10 protein-coding genes are annotated in these 16,620 nt (G+C 71.7%); 8 read left to right on the top strand and 2 right to left on the bottom strand.

All coding sequences use genetic code 11. The features are described from left to right. The gene (gene uvrA, locus QM788_RS05600; RefSeq protein ID WP_415660494.1) at window positions 1-2,889 is read right to left on the bottom strand and encodes an excinuclease ABC subunit UvrA; all 2,889 of its coding nucleotides are present in this window, start codon (window positions 2,887-2,889) and stop codon (window positions 1-3) included. A 71-nt stretch (window positions 2,890-2,960) separates the two neighbouring features. On the opposite strand from uvrA, the gene QM788_RS05595 reads away from it, so the two are divergent. The 7 genes from QM788_RS05595 (at window position 2,961) to QM788_RS05565 (ending at window position 12,576) form a co-directional block, all read left to right on the top strand. Further along, window positions 2,961-4,961, top strand: a complete 2,001-nt coding sequence (locus QM788_RS05595; protein WP_415660493.1) for an alpha/beta hydrolase family protein — start codon at window positions 2,961-2,963, stop codon at window positions 4,959-4,961. A 91-nt stretch (window positions 4,962-5,052) separates the two neighbouring features. Beyond that, window positions 5,053-6,252 carry a hypothetical protein gene (locus QM788_RS05590; protein ID WP_415660492.1) on the top strand — a complete coding sequence of 400 codons (1,200 nt, stop codon included), beginning with the start codon at window positions 5,053-5,055 and terminating at the stop codon, window positions 6,250-6,252. A 6-nt stretch (window positions 6,253-6,258) separates the two neighbouring features. After that, window positions 6,259-9,222, top strand: a complete 2,964-nt coding sequence (locus QM788_RS05585; protein ID WP_415660491.1) for an ATP-binding protein — start codon at window positions 6,259-6,261, stop codon at window positions 9,220-9,222. A gap of 86 nt (window positions 9,223-9,308) precedes the next feature. After that, window positions 9,309-9,797 (top strand): hypothetical protein, encoded by a 489-nt coding sequence (locus tag QM788_RS05580; protein ID WP_415660490.1) that lies wholly within the window; start codon window positions 9,309-9,311, stop codon window positions 9,795-9,797. 1 nt (window position 9,798) lies between these two features. Beyond that, window positions 9,799-10,503: a hypothetical protein gene (locus tag QM788_RS05575; protein WP_415660489.1), complete on the top strand. Its 705-nt coding sequence runs from the start codon at window positions 9,799-9,801 to the stop codon at window positions 10,501-10,503. 148 nt (window positions 10,504-10,651) lie between these two features. After that, window positions 10,652-10,870 carry a hypothetical protein gene (locus QM788_RS05570; RefSeq protein ID WP_415660488.1) on the top strand — a complete coding sequence of 73 codons (219 nt, stop codon included), beginning with the start codon at window positions 10,652-10,654 and terminating at the stop codon, window positions 10,868-10,870. A 302-nt stretch (window positions 10,871-11,172) separates the two neighbouring features. Further along, a complete protein-coding gene (locus QM788_RS05565) occupies window positions 11,173-12,576 on the top strand; it encodes a pectate lyase family protein (RefSeq protein WP_415660487.1) in 1,404 nt (467 codons plus the stop codon). 37 nt (window positions 12,577-12,613) lie between these two features. Here the strand turns inward: QM788_RS05565 and QM788_RS05560 are convergent, their stop codons facing one another. Then, window positions 12,614-16,123 carry a hypothetical protein gene (locus tag QM788_RS05560; protein WP_415660486.1) on the bottom strand — a complete coding sequence of 1,170 codons (3,510 nt, stop codon included), beginning with the start codon at window positions 16,121-16,123 and terminating at the stop codon, window positions 12,614-12,616. A 192-nt stretch (window positions 16,124-16,315) separates the two neighbouring features. Here QM788_RS05560 and QM788_RS05555 point away from each other — a divergent pair, with 192 nt between their 5' ends. Beyond that, window positions 16,316-16,618, top strand: a complete 303-nt coding sequence (locus QM788_RS05555) for a hypothetical protein (RefSeq protein WP_415660485.1) — start codon at window positions 16,316-16,318, stop codon at window positions 16,616-16,618. The last annotated feature ends 2 nt before the right edge of the window (window positions 16,619-16,620 follow it).

Raw genomic sequence — 16,620 nt, 5'->3', positions numbered from 1 at the left:
TCAGCGTTTTTTGAGCAGCGGCGCCAGGTAGCGCCCGGTGTGGCTGGCCGCGCAGGCGGCCACGGTTTCCGGCGTGCCGGCCACCAGCAGCGTGCCGCCGCCGGCGCCACCTTCCGGCCCCATGTCGATCAGCCAGTCGGCCGTCTTGATGACGTCCAGGTTGTGCTCGATGACGACGATGGTGTTGCCCGCGTCGCGCAGCTGGTGCAGCACCTTGAGCAGCAGCGCGATGTCGGCGAAGTGCAGGCCGGTGGTCGGCTCGTCGAGGATGTAGAGCGTGCGGCCGGTGTCGCGCTTGGAGAGCTCCAGCGCCAGCTTGACGCGCTGCGCCTCGCCGCCGGACAGCGTGGTCGCGCTCTGGCCCAGCTTGACGTAGCCCAGGCCCACGTCCAAGAGCGTCTGCAGCTTGCGCGCCAGCGCCGGCACGGCGCTGAAGAGCTGGTAGGCGTCCTCCACCGTCATGTTCAGCACCTCGGTGATGTTCTTGCCCTTGTAGAGCACCTCCAGCGTCTCGCGGTTGTAGCGCCGGCCCTGGCAGACGTCGCAGGGCACGTAGACGTCGGGCAGGAAGTGCATCTCCACCTTCAGCACGCCGTCGCCCTGGCAGGCCTCGCAGCGGCCGCCGGCGACGTTGAAGCTGAAGCGCCCCGGACCGTAGCCGCGCTCGCGCGCGGTGGGCATCTCGGCGAACAGCTCGCGGATGGGCGTGAACAGGCCGGTGTAGGTGGCCGGGTTGGAGCGCGGCGTGCGGCCGATCGGGCTCTGGTCGACGTTGATGACCTTGTCGAAGGCGTCCAGGCCCTCGATCTCGTCGTGCGCGGCCGGGTCGGCATGGCTCTGGTAGAGCTTCTTGGCGACGGCGGCGTACAGCGTGTCGTTGACCAGCGTGCTCTTGCCCGAGCCGCTGACGCCGGTCACGCAGGTCAGCAGGCCGACCGGGATCTCGACCGTCACGCCCTTCAGGTTGTTGCCGCGCGCGTTGACGATGCGCAGCCGCTGGCCGTCCACGGCGCGGTGGCGCTCGGCAGGCACGGCGATGCCGGCCGCGCCGCTCAGGTAGCGGCCGGTCAGCGAGGCCGGGTCGGCCGCCACCTGCTCGGGCGTGCCCTGCGACATCACGCGGCCGCCGTGCACGCCGGCGCCGGGGCCGAGGTCCAGCACCCAGTCGGCGGCGCGGATCGCGTCCTCGTCGTGCTCGACGACCAGCACCGAGTTGCCCAGGTCGCGCAGCCGGCGCAGCGTGGCGATCAGGCGGTCGTTGTCGCGCTGGTGCAGGCCGATGCTGGGCTCGTCGAGCACGTACATCACGCCGGTCAGCCCCGAGCCGATCTGCGATGCGAGGCGGATGCGCTGCGCCTCGCCGCCGGACAGCGTGTCGGCGCTGCGGTCCAGGCTCAGGTAGTTCAGGCCCACGTCGTTCAGGAAGCGCAGCCGGGACGCGATCTCGCGCACCACCTTGTCGCCGATCTCGGCCTTGTTGCCCTTGAGCTGCAGGCCCTCGAAATAGTCCAGGCATTCGCGCAGCGTCGCGTGCTCGACCTCGTAGATGGGCCGGCCCTTGAAGCCCGGCGGCGCGTCGGCGGGCTGCAGCACCACGTGGCGGGCCTCGCGGCGCAGCCGCGAACCCTCGCAGGCCGGGCAGGGCTTGGCGGCCATGTAGCGGGCCAGGTCCTCGCGCACGGCGGCCGAGTCGGTTTCCTTGTAGCGGCGCTGCAGGTTGGGCAGGATGCCCTCGAAGGGGTGGCTGCGCTTGACCGAGCGCTTCTTGCCGCTGGCGCTCTCGGCCTGGTAGGTGAAGGCGATGTCCTGCTCGCCCGAGCCGTGCAGCAGCACCTGCCGGGCGTCGGCCGGCAGCGTCTCCCACGGCGCCTCGACGTCGAAGCCGTAGTGCGCGGCGACCGATTCCAGCATCGAGAAGGTGTAGGGGTTGCGCCGGTCCCAGCCCTTCACGGCACCGCTGGCCAGGCTCAGCGTCGGGAAGGCGACGACGCGGTCGGCGTCCAGCGCGGTGACCTGGCCCAGCCCCTCGCAGCCCGGGCAGGCGCCCACCGGCGAGTTGAACGAGAACAGCCGCGGCTCCAGCTCCGGCAGCGAGTAGGCGCAGACCGGGCAGGCGAACTTGCTGGAGAACAGCGTGGTCGCGTTCGAGTCCATGTCCAGCACCAGCGCGCGGCCGTCGGCCAGCCGCAGCGCGGCCTCGAAGCTCTCGGCCAGGCGCTGGCGCAGCGAGTCCGCGGCGTCGTGGCGCAGCTTGATGCGGTCGATGACCACGTCGATGTCGTGCTTCTCGGTCTTCTTCAGCGCCGGCACGTCGGGCGCCTCCACCGTCGCGCCGTCGACGCGGAAGCGCACATAGCCCTGCGCCTGCAGGTCCTGGAACAGCTCCGCGAACTCGCCCTTGCGGTCGCGCACGACGGGCGCCAGCAGCATCAGCCGCGACTCGTCAGGCATCGCCAGCACCGCGTCCACCATCTGGCTGACCGACTGCGCCTCCAGCGGCAGACCGTGGTCGGGGCAGAAGGGCGTGCCGGCGCGGGCGTAGAGCAGGCGCAGGTAGTCGTGGATCTCGGTGACCGTGCCGACCGTGGAACGCGGGTTGTGGCTGGTGGCCTTCTGCTCGATGGAGATCGCCGGGCTCAGGCCCTCGATGACGTCCACGTCCGGCTTGTCCATCAGCTGCAGGAACTGGCGCGCGTAGCTGGACAGGCTCTCGACGTAGCGCCGCTGGCCCTCCGCGTACAGCGTGTCGAAGGCCAGCGACGACTTGCCCGAGCCCGACAGCCCCGTGATGACCACCAGCGCATGGCGCGGCAGGTCCACGTCGATGTTCTTCAGGTTGTGGGTGCGCGCGCCGCGCACGCGGATGAATTTCGACTCAGGGGACGGCATGGGAATTTTCACGAGCGAACCGGCCATGATAGGCGGGCAGAATCCCGCGCTCCACAGCGAGGGGCGGGCGGATGAGGACAAGCACAGGGACTTGGCTGGCCGCGCTGGCCATCGGGCTGGCCGGTGCGGCGGCGCCGGCGGAGGCCGCGCCGGCCGCGGCGCCGCCGTCCATCACCGCGTTCTTCAAGCGGCCGCCGCTGCGCGCGCCCAAGCTCAGCCCGAGCGGCCGCTACCTGGCCATCCAGATGGCCGGCAAGCGCGACCGCATGTGGCTGGCCGTGCTGGACCTGCAGGCCATGGCGCCGCCCAAGGTGGTCGCCGGCTTCAACGATGCCGACATCGCCGCGCACCACTGGGTCAACGAGGACCGGCTGGTGTTCCAGGTCTCCGACTCGCCCGACGGCAGCACCCGCGTGATGGCCGAGGGCCTGTGGGCGGTGGACCGCGACGGCGCCGGGTTCCGCCAGCTCATCAGCAGCCACAAGTCCTTCATCAGCAACGACAGCAGCCGCATCGCCGACCGCCGGCTGGACATCAACTGGACGCTGCACCGCGTCCCGCCGGACGGCGGCAACGAGGTCATCGTGCAGCGCCGCCGCTGGTCGACGGACCCGGAGGCCCGCGGCGTGCAGCTGGCGCGGCTGGACACCCGCACCGGCCTGACCCGCAACCTCAGCGCCGGCGTGCCCGACCACGTGTCCGCCTGGGTGCTGGACTGGCGCGGCGAGCCCTACGCGGTCGAAACCTTCCTGGCCGGCCGCAGCCGCTTCTACAAGCGCGACGCCGAGGGCGCCTGGCAGCCGTGGTTCGAGGACGACGGCTACAGCCGCCGCCAGGCCTGGCCGACCTGGATCGGCCCGGACGGCCGGGTGCTGGGCACGCGCGGCCACCGCGGCTACACGGCGCTGTTCGAGCTCGACCCCGGCACGGGCACGCCGGTCGAGGCGCCGCTGGTCACCACGCCCGGCTACGACTACCAGGGCCGGCTCGTGTTCGACCCCGCCGCCCGCCGCCTGCTGGGCGTGCGCTTCGAGACCGACGCGCCCGGCACCGTCTGGCTGGACCCGGCGATGAAGGCCGTGCAGGCCGACATCGACGCCCGGCTGCCCGGCACCGTCAACCTCGTCGAGTGCAGCCGCTGCCTGGATGCGATGCACCTGGTCGTCACCGCGCTGTCCGACCGGCAGCCGGCGGCCTACTACCTCTACACGCCGGCCGACCAGCGGCTGCAGAAGCTGGCCACCCCGCCGGCCGAGCTGCGGCGCGACGCCATGGGCCAGCGCGACTACCACCGCGTCACCGCGCGCGACGGGCTGGCCTTCCCGGTGCTCGTCACGCAGCCGGCCGGCGGCCTCAAGGGTGGCCGGGTGCCCACGGTCGTGCTCGTACACGGCGGCCCCTACGTGCGCGGCACGCACTGGGCCTGGGAGCGCGACGCGCAGTTCCTCGCCAGCCGCGGCTACCTGGTGCTGGAGCCCGAGTTCCGCGGCAGCACCGGCTATGGCGCGAAGCTCTTCCACGCCGGCTGGAAGCAGTGGGGCCTGGCCATGCAGGACGACCTGGCCGACACCCTGGCCTGGGCCGTCGGGCAGGGCTGGGCCGACCCCGCGCGCGCCTGCATCATGGGCGCCAGCTATGGCGGCTACGCGGCCCTGATGGGCGCCGTCACGCAGGGCGAGCTGTTCAAGTGCGCCGTCAACTGGGTGGGCGTGACCGACATCGGCCTGATGGGCAGCATCGGCTGGAGCGACGTCTCCGAGGAGTGGAAGCAGTACGGCATGAAGCGCCTGGTGGCCGACCCCGACACCGACGCCGAGCAGATGCGCCGCACCTCGCCGCTGCTGCGCGCCGGCGAGATCCGCATGCCGCTGCTGATGGCCTACGGCGGCGAGGACCGGCGGGTGCCGATCAAGCACGGCCGGGACATGAAGGCCGCGCTGCGCCCGGACCAGCCGCTCGAATGGGTGGTCTACCCCGACGAAGGCCACGGCTGGTTCGACCTCGAGACACAGCAGGACTTCTGGGGCCGCGTCGAGCGCTTCCTGGCCCGGCACCTCGGCCCGCCCGATTGAGCGCGGCTCTGAAAGACAATCGGGCTCCTTCATCCGGAGCCCGCTTGTGAAAGAAGAGCTGCGCAAACGCCGGTCCTGGCTGGATGGCTTCATGGCCTATCCGGCCCCGGCCGGCCTGAGCGAAACCCAGCTGCGCGACAACATCATCGTGCTCGACCAGGCGCTGTACGCGCTGTGGCACCTGGGGGACAACCTGATCTTCGCGTGGACGCCGGAGGCCAGCGGCCTGCGCGCGCTGGTGGCGCCGCACCAGATGCTGACCGAGTTCGCCCTCGGCGACGGCGACCTGGCGCCCGACGAGCTGCAGCGCCGCGCGCGGCTGCTGGACGGGCTGCTGTCCAGCCAGGCCCACCTCGACCCCCAGGCCTTCGACGCCGTGGCCGCCGCGCTCGGCATCGCGCCCTGCGCGATCGCGCTGCCGTTCTCGCCCGAACGGGGCCTGGGCCTGCCGCTGATCGCCGCCATCGCCGCGCGCTACGGCGTGCGCCTGGTGGAGGACCGCGCCGTCATCCTGTTCGACGCCGTGGGCTTCTCGCTGCTGACGCCGCTGCAGCAGGTGGTGCAGCTCAACAGCCTGTCCTGCTCCGTCAACGCCGCCTACGCCAAGCTGCTGGACCAGGAAATCAACATCAACTTCGCGCGCACCACCACGGGCGACGGCTTCTACATCTGGAACCGCATGCGCGGCGTCGAGGCCAACGTCGAGCTGTACCAGCTGATGCAGTTCATCCTGGCCGACAACGCGCTGGCCCATGAGCGCGCGACGCGGCCGGAGTCCGTGCCGCGGCTGCGCGCCTGCTTCCACGTCGGCTCGCACTACGAGTTCTACCAGTCCGAGGGCCTGAACCCGACCTCGTTCAGCTACTTGGTCGGCCAGGTCACCATCGAGCTGGCGCGCATGATCGACAACGCGCAGCCGGGCCAGATCCTGGTCGGCAAGTTCAACACGCTGATGCGCGACGAAGCCAGCGGCGAGGACGTGCGCATCGACAGCCTGGACTTCGTCGAGCGCACGCGCGCGCCGCTGCGCAGCCTGAACGGCCTGAAGCTCGCCGGCTCCGAGGTCGACGAGATCGCCTGCTACCTCACCGGCCGCCGCGACGACGCCGGCCTGTGGGGCATCAGCGAGTACCACGTGGCGGACAAGCACGGCTTCATCCACCGCGTCTACAACGCCAAGATCAACATCCACCGCCGCAACGGCGCGCCCATCTACCTCGGCCTGCGCGAAGAAGACCTGCCGCCGGACGCGCGGCGCACCGTCGCCGACGCCCAGCCGCCGCGCGGCTGAGGGGCCGTGACCGCGCTGCCCGCCACCGCGCCCGCCGGCCAGCGCCGGCTGCTGACGCTGCTGTTCACCGACCTCAGCGGCTCCACCGCGATGGCCGGCTGGATGGAGGCCGAGCACTACGCCGCGATGCTGGCCCTGCTGCGCGAGTTGTACGAGCGCATCGTGCCGCACCACGGCGGCGTCATCGCGCGCATCCAGGGCGACGGCATGCTGGCCGTGTTCGGCCATCCCGAGGTGCGCGAGGACGACGGCCGCCGCGCCACCGAGGCCGCGCTGGAGCTGCACGCCGCCGTGCGCGGCCTGCTGCCGCCCGGCCCCCGGCCGGCGGACTGCACCGGCCTGACGCTGCACAGCGGCATCCACGCCGGCATCGTGCTCGTCAACGACGGCGACCAGATGCGCGGCCGCTTCGAGCTGCTGGGCAACGCGCCCAACATCGCCGCGCGGCTGTGCGAGGCCGCGCGGGCCGACGAGATCATCGCCAGCGACGAGAGCCTGGGCCTGCAGGGCCAGTTCTTCGAGACCGGCCCGCGCCTGGGCCTGCAGCTGCGCGGCCGCGCCACGCCGCTGGCCGCCTACCGCGTGCTGGGCCGCGCCGCCGTGGGCCGCCGCTTCGAGGCCAGCATGCGCCGCGGCCTGGCGCCCTTCGTCGGCCGCGCCGACGAGCTGGCCGCGCTGCACGCCGCGCTGGACCGGGCGCTCGCCGGCCGCACGCTGTGGCTGGGCCTGCGCGCCGAGGCCGGCGTCGGCAAGACCCGGCTCATCGAGGAATTCCTGCGCCAGGCCCGCGGCCGGCCCTGCCGCCTGCACCGCGGCTACTGCGAGAGCTACCTCAGCGCCGAGCCGCTGCAGCCCTTCCTGCAGATGCTGCGCGGCCTGGACGGCCTGGCGGATGCGCCGCCCGAGCTCGCCGCCGCGCGGCACAGCCCGCCGGGCGCGCGCGCCGATGCGCTGCTGGCGCTGCTGCTGGCGCTGGTGCGGCGCGCGCCGCAGCTCGTCTTCATCGACGACCTGCAATGGGCCGACGACGCCTCGCTGCGCCTGCTGCACCGCCTGCGCGCCAGCGCCGCGCGCGAGGGCCTGCCGCTGCTGCTGCTGACCGCCAGCCGCCCGCCGGCCGGCGACGGCAGCGTGCCGGACGGCCACGACGGCGGCGCCGAGCGCATCGTGCTGCCGCCGCTGGCCGAGCCCGAGGCCGCCCGCGCCGTGCGGCAGCTGTTGCCGCAGGCCGACCCCTTCATCGCCGCCGAGGTGCAGCGCCATGCCGGCGGCAACCCGCTCTTCATCGAGGAGCTGTGCCACGCCGCGGCCGACGCCCGCGACCCCGCCGGCACCGGCCTGGCGCCGGGGCCGAGCAGCTCGGCCTGGCTGGCCGCGCTGGTCGAAAGCCGCATGGGCCGGCTGCCGCCCGAGCAGGCCGCGCTGGTGCGGCTGGCGGCCGTGATCGGCAACGTCATCCCCGTGTGGCTGCTGCAGGCGCTGTCCGGCTGCGGCGAGCAGCACCCGGCCGTGCAGGCGCTGGCGGCGCAGGACTTCATCTTCCCCGACCAGCGCCCCGGCCATTTGCGCTTCAAGCACGGCATCACGCGCGACGTCGTCTACGAAGCCACCGGCCTGCACGAGCGCCAGGCGCTGCACCGCCGCATCAGCGCCGCGCTGGCCGGGCACGGCGGCGCGGCCGCGCAGCTGCACGAGCCGCTGGCCTACCACGCCGCCGCCGCCAACGACTGGCCCGCCGCCGCCGCGCACGCCGAGGCCGCGGGCGACCAGGCGCTCGCCGCGTCCGCGCTGGACCGCGCCAAGAAGCAGTTCCGCGCCGCGCTCGCCGCGCTGGAGTTCCTGCCCGACGACGACGCGCGCCGCCGCCGCTGGGTGGGCATCGCGCAGCGCCTGGGCATGGCCTGCGTGTTCGACGCCTCGCGCGACGACCTGCGCGTGCTCCGCCACGCCGCCGCGCTGGCCCATGCGGCGGCCGACCCCGGCCTGGTCGCCCGCACCGAGTACTGGCTGGCCTACGTCGGCTACGCGCTCGGCGAGACGCGCGACAGCCTCGCCCACGCCCGCGCGGCCGTCGAGACCGCGCAGCGCTGCGGCGACGAGGCGCTGCTCGCGCAGCTGCCCGGCACCGTCGGCCAGCTGCAGGCGGCCGCCGCCCACTACGCCGAGGCGCTGCCGATGCTGGACCTGGCCATCGCCCGCCAGCGCCCGCGCGCCAGCCGGAGCGCCGTCAACCAGATCGGCCTGTCGTTCTCGCTGTGCTGCCGCGCCTACGTGCTGGGCGACCAGGGCCGGTTCGCCGACGCGCACGCCGTGTTCGCCGAGGCGCTGGCCCCGTTCGACGGCAGCGGCCACGCGGTGGAGGCCAGCATCCAGGGCTGGCGCGCCGCCGTGCTGCTGTGGCAGGGCCGCTGGGCCGAGGCCCGCGAGGCGGCCGCCGTGGCGCACCGCGTCGGCGCGCAGGTGCGCAGCATGTTCACCTGCGCGATGGGCCACGCGGCCGGCGCCTACGGCGCGTGGATGCAGTCCGCCGACCCGGCCGCGCGCCAGCAGATCCTGGACGCCACCGCCTGGCTCGCGCCGCGCGGCGGCGGGCTGTACAGCAGCTTCCAGCACGGCTGGCTGGCCGACATCTTCGCCACCCAGGGCGACGCCGCCGGGGCGCGCCGCCACGTCGCGCTGGCGCTGCGGCGTGGCCGGCAGGACGACTGGATCGGCGGCGCCATGGCCTACCGCGCCGCCGCGCGTCTGGCGGCCCGGGCCGGCGACACCGCGCAGGCGCGGCGCTACCTCGCGCGGGCGCGCGGCGCCGGCGAGCGCCGCAACTCCGCCCACGAAGCCGCCGTCACGGCGCTGCTGGAGGCCGAGCTGCGGCTGGACGACGGCTGGCGCGCCCTGCTGGACGTCGCCAGCGCGGAGTTCGAGCGGATGGGGATGACGGGCTTCTCTGCACGCGCCGTGTGGCTGGGCTGAGGCGGCCATCCGCATCGGAAAAAGTTGCAAATGAGAATGAATCTCATTACATTTCCGAGCTGTTAGGTTAGAGCAGAGAGAGAATTATGTTTAGAGCCTTAATGTTAATAATTCTTGTTGGCTTGAGCGCATGCGGCGGTGGAGGCGACGCTGGCGCTGATAAATATCAACCCACGCTAAGTAAAGCAACTGCTTATGTGGGAATGTTTAGGCTGGCAGCCTTTTCAAGGGCAAATTGCATAAACAACGAAAGCATTAGCTGGGACAAAGGTTTTGATGTTTGGAACTTGGCTGTGGGGTCTGAGCAAACAAATGATATTGGTGATGTTGTCTGGGAATACTACGATGCTCCAGGGGAATTTTGGGCTAACGCAGCTAATTGGGGTGGCGGACTTAGCCCTGGAAAATGGAAGGTCAGAGGCTTCCACTGGGTGGATGGCGCAGGGGACCATGGAAAGAATCATTTCTTGAGTGAGTCCTTTTGTACATCTCCCGACTATATTGGGTCGCATTGGTACAAAGCCGATCTATGCAAGGAAACGGTCGCAACTGACTGCAATCTGACGGAGTTCTAGAATGTACAAAAACTCGTTGATAGGGTCGTTGGTGATATTGTTGTTTGCCTCAGCATATGGCAGCTCATCAAGCCCTCAGGTCCAACAACGCATTCAGGCCGCGTATGAAGAAGCTAGTAATTCAGCGCAGCAGTCGGCAATGCAGGCGGGAGATTTTTCCGCGCCAAAAATTGTACCTCCTGAAGACATATTGTCAGTTGAAGTGTTAAGGGGGAGGTTCAAGTTATTGGAGCGCCAGTTGAAGCCTGAGTTCCATAAGAACATGTTGGCATCGCCACAAATCAGCCTACTTCAAGAAGCAAACTGCCAGCCAGAAATTACTTTGCCGGCGGGTATTGAAGTTGAGCCCGGCCGCTTGAATGGCACATTGACGCTCTTTGTGTGTAACGATGGCAGCTATGGGAGGCTGGGCATATACAAAAGAGTAGTGACGCCCACCAAGGTTTATGATCGAAAATGTCAAAAAAACGACCGCATAGGTGAAAAACCTGCACTCAGCCGACATTATCAAACGCATACCGGACGCAGAAGCACTATTCTAGGATGGGAAAATGCGAACAATGAGATCGTGACTTTATATTTGGTGGAAAACGAAAAACCAGCCTGCATGAAAGGATTTGAAGGCGCACAAGAAAGAGCCAAAATGATCGCCAAGAAACTGCTCAAAATAAGTGCTGGAGAAGAGTCTTCAAGGACCGCCAAGTAATTGCGGTAGAAATGTTGCATCAATAGGCCGCAGGTATGGTTCGTGAGCGATAGCTGAGTTCCACCAGATCGGGATCAGCTTCCTGGGCCGTCCGGCGCAGGATCTGGGCCGCCAGGCCATCACGGGGCGTGCCGAGGATGCGGGTGCCATGCGCGTGCCCAGCCTGCGCGGCGTGTCCCGCACGGCGCCCTATATGCACCAGGGTGCCGTGCCGCAGTTGCGCGGCGTGCTGGACCTGTACAACGCCGGCCTGCCCCAGCCGCGCGGCCGCGAGCCGCCAGTGCCCCCGCCCTCGCCGCTGATCAAGCCGCTGAAGCTGACCGTGGAAGAGGTGCAGGCCATCGAAGCCTTCCTGCGGACCTTGTGACGCGGTGCCGAAGCCTCCCGGCACGCCGGCCGTGCGCGTCCGGAACTACGTGAAATCACGTATCCATAAAAACAGAACAACGTTCCATGATTGCCGGGCGATGCGCGGCGGTGCCGCGCCGACCTGACGTCGCCGCGCCGTGCGCGCGGATCGACCGGTAGCGGCCTGACGCCGCGGCCCCGGTTCCCTCCCCGCCACCCAGCCTTCGCGGCAGGCGCTCCGTTCCGGCGCGCGGCCGACGCGGGCCTGGCTGCGCGCGCGAACCCGAGGGTTGCCGCGCGGCCGCCTACCGGAGACAAGCCATGACGACCCAGATCACGATCCCGCCCCTGACCCCGCCGCCGCTGCCGCCGCAGCGCCAGGCCGCCCCGCTGCGCGCCGCCGGCACCGCGCTGTCGCTGCTGCTGGCCGCCTCGGCCGGCCATGCGGCGGACTGGCCCTCGGGCTATTCCAAATGCGCCGACGAGGGCAAGACCTGCAAGGCCGGCACCGCCACGCGCGCCGTGTCCTTCGGCATCAAGAACCAGTGGGTGGTGAAAAACCTCAGCGGCGACCTCGCCTGCACCACCGCCACCTTCGGCAGCGATCCCTACCCGGGCCTGAAGAAGAAGTGCGCCGTGGGCCCCACCGCCGGCAGCCCGGCGCCCGCGCCCGCGCCGACGCCCGCCCCGGCCCCCGCGCCGGCCCCGGCCGGCCACAGCGGCGGCTATGCCGGCCTGGTGACCGGCGGCGGCACGGCGGCGGTGCAGACCGTCAGCACCGCCGCGCAGATGCAGGCCGCCATCAACGCCTACGACGGCAGCTCCGGCCTCAGGCTGCGCTACACGGGCGGCTTCGACTTCTCGTCCATCACCGACAGCTGCGCGCAATGGCAGAAGCCGGCGGGCACCATCGTCGAGATCAAGAACAAGGACAACATCACGATCGAGGGCGCCAACGGCTCGGCCGCCAACTTCGGGCTGGCCATCAAGGCCGACTCGCAGAACATCATCATCCGCAACATGACCCTCGGCCTGCTGCCCGGCTCCATCGACGCCATCGGCATCGAGGGCCAGGGCGGCAAGGCCCCGGCCTATGTGTGGATCGACCACAACACGCTGTTCAGCAGCCTGAAGGACTGCAGCGGCGCGGGCGACATGGAGTTCGACGGCCTGATCGACAGCAAGGCCGGCGCGCACCACATCACCTACTCGTACAACCACATCCACGACCACCAGAAGGTCGGCCTGATCGGCTCCAGCGACAGCGACGCGAGCGACCGCTTCATCACCTTCCACCACAACCACTACCAGAACGTCAGCTCGCGGCTGCCGCTGCAGCGCGGCGGCTACACGCACCTGTACAACAACCTGTACAGCGGCGTGAAGACCTCGGGCGCCAACATCCGCATGGGCGGCTACGCGCTGATCGAGGGCAACTGGTTCGAGAACGCGCAGAACCCGGTCACCTCGCGCGACAGCTCGGCCATCGGCTACTGGCAGCTGCGCAGCAACAACATCACCAGCCCGGCCGACTTCGGCACCTACGGCATCACCTGGGTGGCCAGCGGCTCGTCGCCGTCGCGCGACGCGACCGACTGGGCGACGACCGCGAACTTCCCGCTGGGCATCCCGTATGGCTACACGCTGCAGCCGGCGTCCTGCGTGAAGCAGAAGCTGCCCGCGGCGGCGGGCGCGGGGACGAACTACGCGCAGGTGAGCTGCTGACGCCGTGGGGTGGGGGCGCGGCCCCCACCCTGCGCGCTCACTCCAGACCCATCGCCAGCACCGTCGGCGCGCCGGTGGGGCGCAGCACGCCGGCATCCAGCACCGCCGCGATGACGCCCAGCATCACGCCCATGCCCATGCCGTAGCCCGGGCAGGCGTGCGGCGGCGGGCCCTCGGGGTCGGCGCGGTCGCCGCCGAAGGCGAGGTGGTGGCGCCGCGGGTCCTGCTGCGTCGCCGAGCCCAGGCCGACGACGAGCACGCGGCCCGGCGCCACGTCCACCCGGCCCAGCCGGTGCGCGACGCGCGCCTTGCGCCAGACCTGGAAGGGCGTGGGGTGCTGGTTCAGCGTCGCGACCAGTGCGGGCCGCAGCCGCGCGACGGCCTCGGCGTAGGGGCGCAGGCCGGCGGCGTCGGCCGGCGCTTCGTGCCACTGCGGCTGCAGCTCCCACAGCCTGCGCGTGTGCACCCAGGCGGCCAGCACGCTGACGAGGTTGCCGTGCGTGGTGGGCGGGAAGCCCAGCATGATGCCGGCCAGCGTGCGCGCGGGCAGGTCGGGTGGCGCGCCGGGCACGGCCCGGGCGGCGGCGATGATCTTGGCGGCCAGCGGCGGCAGCTGCGTGCCGGGTTCCGCCAGCCAGGTTGCGATCGCGGCCAGGAAGCGCTGGCCGGCGGCGCGGCCCTCGGCCTGCACGGCCTTGGCCGGGTGGGGCCCGAACACGTGGCGCGACACCTTGAACAGGTCGCGCGGGCAGCGCGGCGCGGCGCCGCCCGGCTGGGCCCCGGCATGGAACTCGGTGCCCCAGATGTGGCGGCCGTCGGGCTGGCCGAACCAGGCGGTGCACAGCGCGGCCAGCACGTTCTCGCTGAGGCGCTCGAGGTCCAGCGGCGTGTCGGCGGGCAGGTCCCGGGGCTTCTGCGAACCGGGGAGCACGGCCAGCAGCGCGTGCGCCTCCTGCTTCAGCTGCGCCAGGCCCAGCCTGGCGATCCTGTAGGCCGCCAGGTAGCAATGCTCCTCGCCACAGGCCTCGATGGCGGCGTTGACGGCCGGCGCCTGCTCGCGGTGGCCCGTGTCGTCGTCCAGGCCCAGGTAGCCCACGCCGATGGCGTCGTGCATGCGTTCGCCGTAGCCGCCGACGGAGTAGCGGTCGGGGGCGTTCCTCAGCACCTCGCAGACGCGCTCGGCCGCGCCGACGAGCACGCCGTAGGCGGTGTCCACGACGCCGCCGGGCTGGGCGCGCACCCAGGCCCAGGCGGCGTCGCGGGTGTTGCCGTCCTCCAGCCAGAGCTGCCAGGCGGCGAAGTCCTGCGGGTCGGGCGCGCGCAGCGGCACCGGCACGGGCGCCGGCAGCGGCAGGGGCAGTTCGACCAGGCCGGGCAGGGCCTGCAGCGCGGCGATGGACGGCACGAAGAAGTAGGCGCCCCACTGCAGCGTGACGAAGGGCTCGGGTCCCAGGTCGATCTCGTAGGCCTTGCCGCCGTGCTCGAAGGGGTAGAGGCGCGGGCCGGCGCCGCCGTCGACGACGGCCAGCAGCGGGTCGGGCTGGCCCGAGTAGCCGCCGCTGGCGTTGCCGCCCGAGATCCAGCGCTGCATCACCTCGAACTGCTCGGCCAGGTGGGCGTTGTAGGCCATGAAGACCAGGCCGCGGTCCCGGTCGTCGGGCGCGTCGGCCTGCACCGGCGCGCCGTAGCTCATGCCGCGGCGCAGCAGGCGCGGCATGCGGCTCCTGGCGAACGCGGTGCCGGCCAGGTCGCGCGGGTTGGCGCGGCGGATGTGGGCGTGGAAGGGGCAGGCCGCGCCCTGTTCGTCCCGGGCGTAGTTGAAGTCGTTGCCGGTCATGCCCGGCGCGGCCAGCGCGCGGCCGTCCGGCCAGCGGCCCATCAGCTTGGCCAGCACCAGGCCGTGGTCCAGGCCGATGGCCTGGGCCTGTCTGTAGGTCTGGCGCGCGAAGCGGCCGGTGTACTGGCGCAGCTTGCGCACGACGAGGAAGCTGCCGCGGTCCAGCAGCGGGTCGGGCTGCTCGGGCACGGCGTGGCCCTTGTCGCGCGCGGTCGGGAAGCCCTGCAGGATCTCGCCGCGCGGCACCTGGTCGTTCCATGCGGTGCCGGGGCTTTCGTCCAGCGTGGGCTGGCTGATGCCGTCCTTGAAGCCGAAATGCTCCCGGTCGGCCGCGTTGCTGCGCATGGGCTCGATGGCCATCAGCGCCAGGCCGGTGCCCAGGGTCAGCGCCTCGGCCAGCTCGCGCAGCCGCCGCTCGTCCGCGGGCGAGAAGGCGTCGCCGGGCTCGTCGGCCGGGAAGCGCAGCTGCACCAGCACGTGGGCGTTGGCGGGGTCGAAGCGGTCGACGCCGTTGACGTGGCGGGCCAGCGCCCAGTGCGCCGGGTGGTTGTGGCGCACGTCGCCCAGCAGGCCGGCGCGGGCGGCCATGCCTTCCTTGAAGGCCTGCGGGAAGCGGTCCAGCCGCGCGGCGGGCACGCCCAGCGCCTGCAGGCCCGCCAGCGTCAGCGCGACCTGGCGCCATACGTCGCGCGGCGCAGCGTCCTCGTGGTCGCGCTGCACCGGCGCGGTGCCGAGCCAGGCGACCGCCAGCGCCGGCTGCGCCACGCGCAGCATGACCAGGCCGCCGCGGTGGGCGGGCGGCTTGGCCAGGATGCAGCACTGCAGGTCGCCGGGCTCCAGCGTCAGCGCGCGGGCCTGCACCGCGGGCTCGGGCAGGGACTGCTCGAACCAGGCCAGCATCTCGTGGTGGCGCAGGCGCAGCAGGCCGCCGGGGGTCGCGCCGCCGTCCTGGGGGAACTGCCGCGCGGTGTCCAGCGCGCGCAGCTCGAACAGCACGTCCTGCGCCGCGCGCAGCAGGCAGTCGCGGTCGGGCGCGTCGGCGCCGAAGAAGCGCTGCAGCCTGTGCAGCGCCGCCAGCGGCGGCAGGCCGCGCACGGCCATCGCGAAGCGCTCGGCGGGGGCGGCGGGCAGCGGCTGCGTCTCGCCGGACGCGGGCGCGCGCAGCCGGTTGAACGCCAGCTCGCTGGCGCGGCCGCGCTGCGCGGCCTCCAGCCGGGCGAGGTATTCGGCATCGCTGACGGTGCGGCCGGACTCGACGAACAGGAAATCCGCCGACACCTCGTGCCCGCGCACCCAGCGCGCATAGGCCTCGAAGCTGCATTCGCGCGACAGCCGGTAGCCCTCGGTGTGGCACAGCATCAGGTCCAGCGTGCTGCCGAGCTGGTCCCAGATGACGCGCAGATAGGGCTCCCAGCCGCCGTCGAAGTGGACGCTCAGCAGCAGCCGGTCGGGCGCGCCGCCGGTGCCGTCCACGATGCTCCAGCGGAACGAATGGACGATGCGCCAGCGGGCGACGATGTCCGTGTACGGCGAGGCCGGCGCGCTGGACTCGCGCGCGCCCAGGCGCAGGCCGTTGAGCGTCTTCAGCACCTTGCGCAGCCGGTCCACGTGGGTGACGGCCTCCAGCGCCGCGACGAAGCCGGGCTTGATGTCCGCCAGCAGGTTGAGGTCCGTGATGCCGCCCAGTTGGACGTCGTTGCCGCGTGCCATGCCCTTCTCCCCGGTGCGTGATGCGGGCGCAGTATGCGTGCATGCCCGGGCGCGCGGCACCCCCTGCCGGCGGCCCTTCGGCCCCCCCCAGCCGCAGCCTGTGCGCGGTGCGGCGCAGCCCGTCGCAAAGCGGCGGACGCGCCCGCCGGCGGCCGGCACAGTCACGCCCACACCGAACCGAGAGGGCACGCCATGAACCGCATCCGCACCACCACCGCCGCCACCCGCAACCGCCTGCAGGCCGCCAGCGCCGCCGCCCTCGTCGCGCTGGCCGCGCTGGCCGGCGCCGCCTGGATCACCCTCGCCGTGCCGGCGCACGGCCCCGCGGTCGTCCAGCTGGAGCGCGTCGTCATCGAGGGCCGGCACACGCCGGACGCCACCACCACCGCCGCCGTGCAGAAGCTGCCGCGCGTCGTCATCGAAGGCCGCCGCGAGGCCGGCGCCGACGGCACGCAGCTGGCCAGCGCCTGCGCGGCGCCGGCCGCCGCCTGCTGAAC

The sequence above is a fragment of the Roseateles sp. genome, assembly GCF_047654785.1.
In the GTDB taxonomy this organism is placed as follows: Bacteria; Pseudomonadota; Gammaproteobacteria; order Burkholderiales; family Burkholderiaceae_C; genus Pelomonas.
Note: the sequence above shows the minus strand (reverse complement) of the source record. Positions and strands in the feature narration are given on the sequence as shown.

What these genes read in the sequence shown, in the direction of transcription:
- QM788_RS05575 (WP_415660489.1), top strand. Translation starts at nt 9,799, where the DNA reads ATGTACAAAAACTCGTTGATAGGGTCGTTGGTGATATTGTTGTTTGCC.
- uvrA (WP_415660494.1), bottom strand. Translation starts at nt 2,889, where the DNA reads ATGCCGTCCCCTGAGTCGAAATTCATCCGCGTGCGCGGCGCGCGCACC.
- QM788_RS05595 (WP_415660493.1), top strand. Translation starts at nt 2,961, where the DNA reads ATGAGGACAAGCACAGGGACTTGGCTGGCCGCGCTGGCCATCGGGCTG.
- QM788_RS05565 (WP_415660487.1), top strand. Translation starts at nt 11,173, where the DNA reads ATGACGACCCAGATCACGATCCCGCCCCTGACCCCGCCGCCGCTGCCG.
- QM788_RS05580 (WP_415660490.1), top strand. Translation starts at nt 9,309, where the DNA reads ATGTTTAGAGCCTTAATGTTAATAATTCTTGTTGGCTTGAGCGCATGC.
- QM788_RS05570 (WP_415660488.1), top strand. Translation starts at nt 10,652, where the DNA reads ATGCGCGTGCCCAGCCTGCGCGGCGTGTCCCGCACGGCGCCCTATATG.
- QM788_RS05590 (WP_415660492.1), top strand. Translation starts at nt 5,053, where the DNA reads ATGGCCTATCCGGCCCCGGCCGGCCTGAGCGAAACCCAGCTGCGCGAC.
- QM788_RS05555 (WP_415660485.1), top strand. Translation starts at nt 16,316, where the DNA reads ATGAACCGCATCCGCACCACCACCGCCGCCACCCGCAACCGCCTGCAG.
- QM788_RS05560 (WP_415660486.1), bottom strand. Translation starts at nt 16,123, where the DNA reads ATGGCACGCGGCAACGACGTCCAACTGGGCGGCATCACGGACCTCAAC.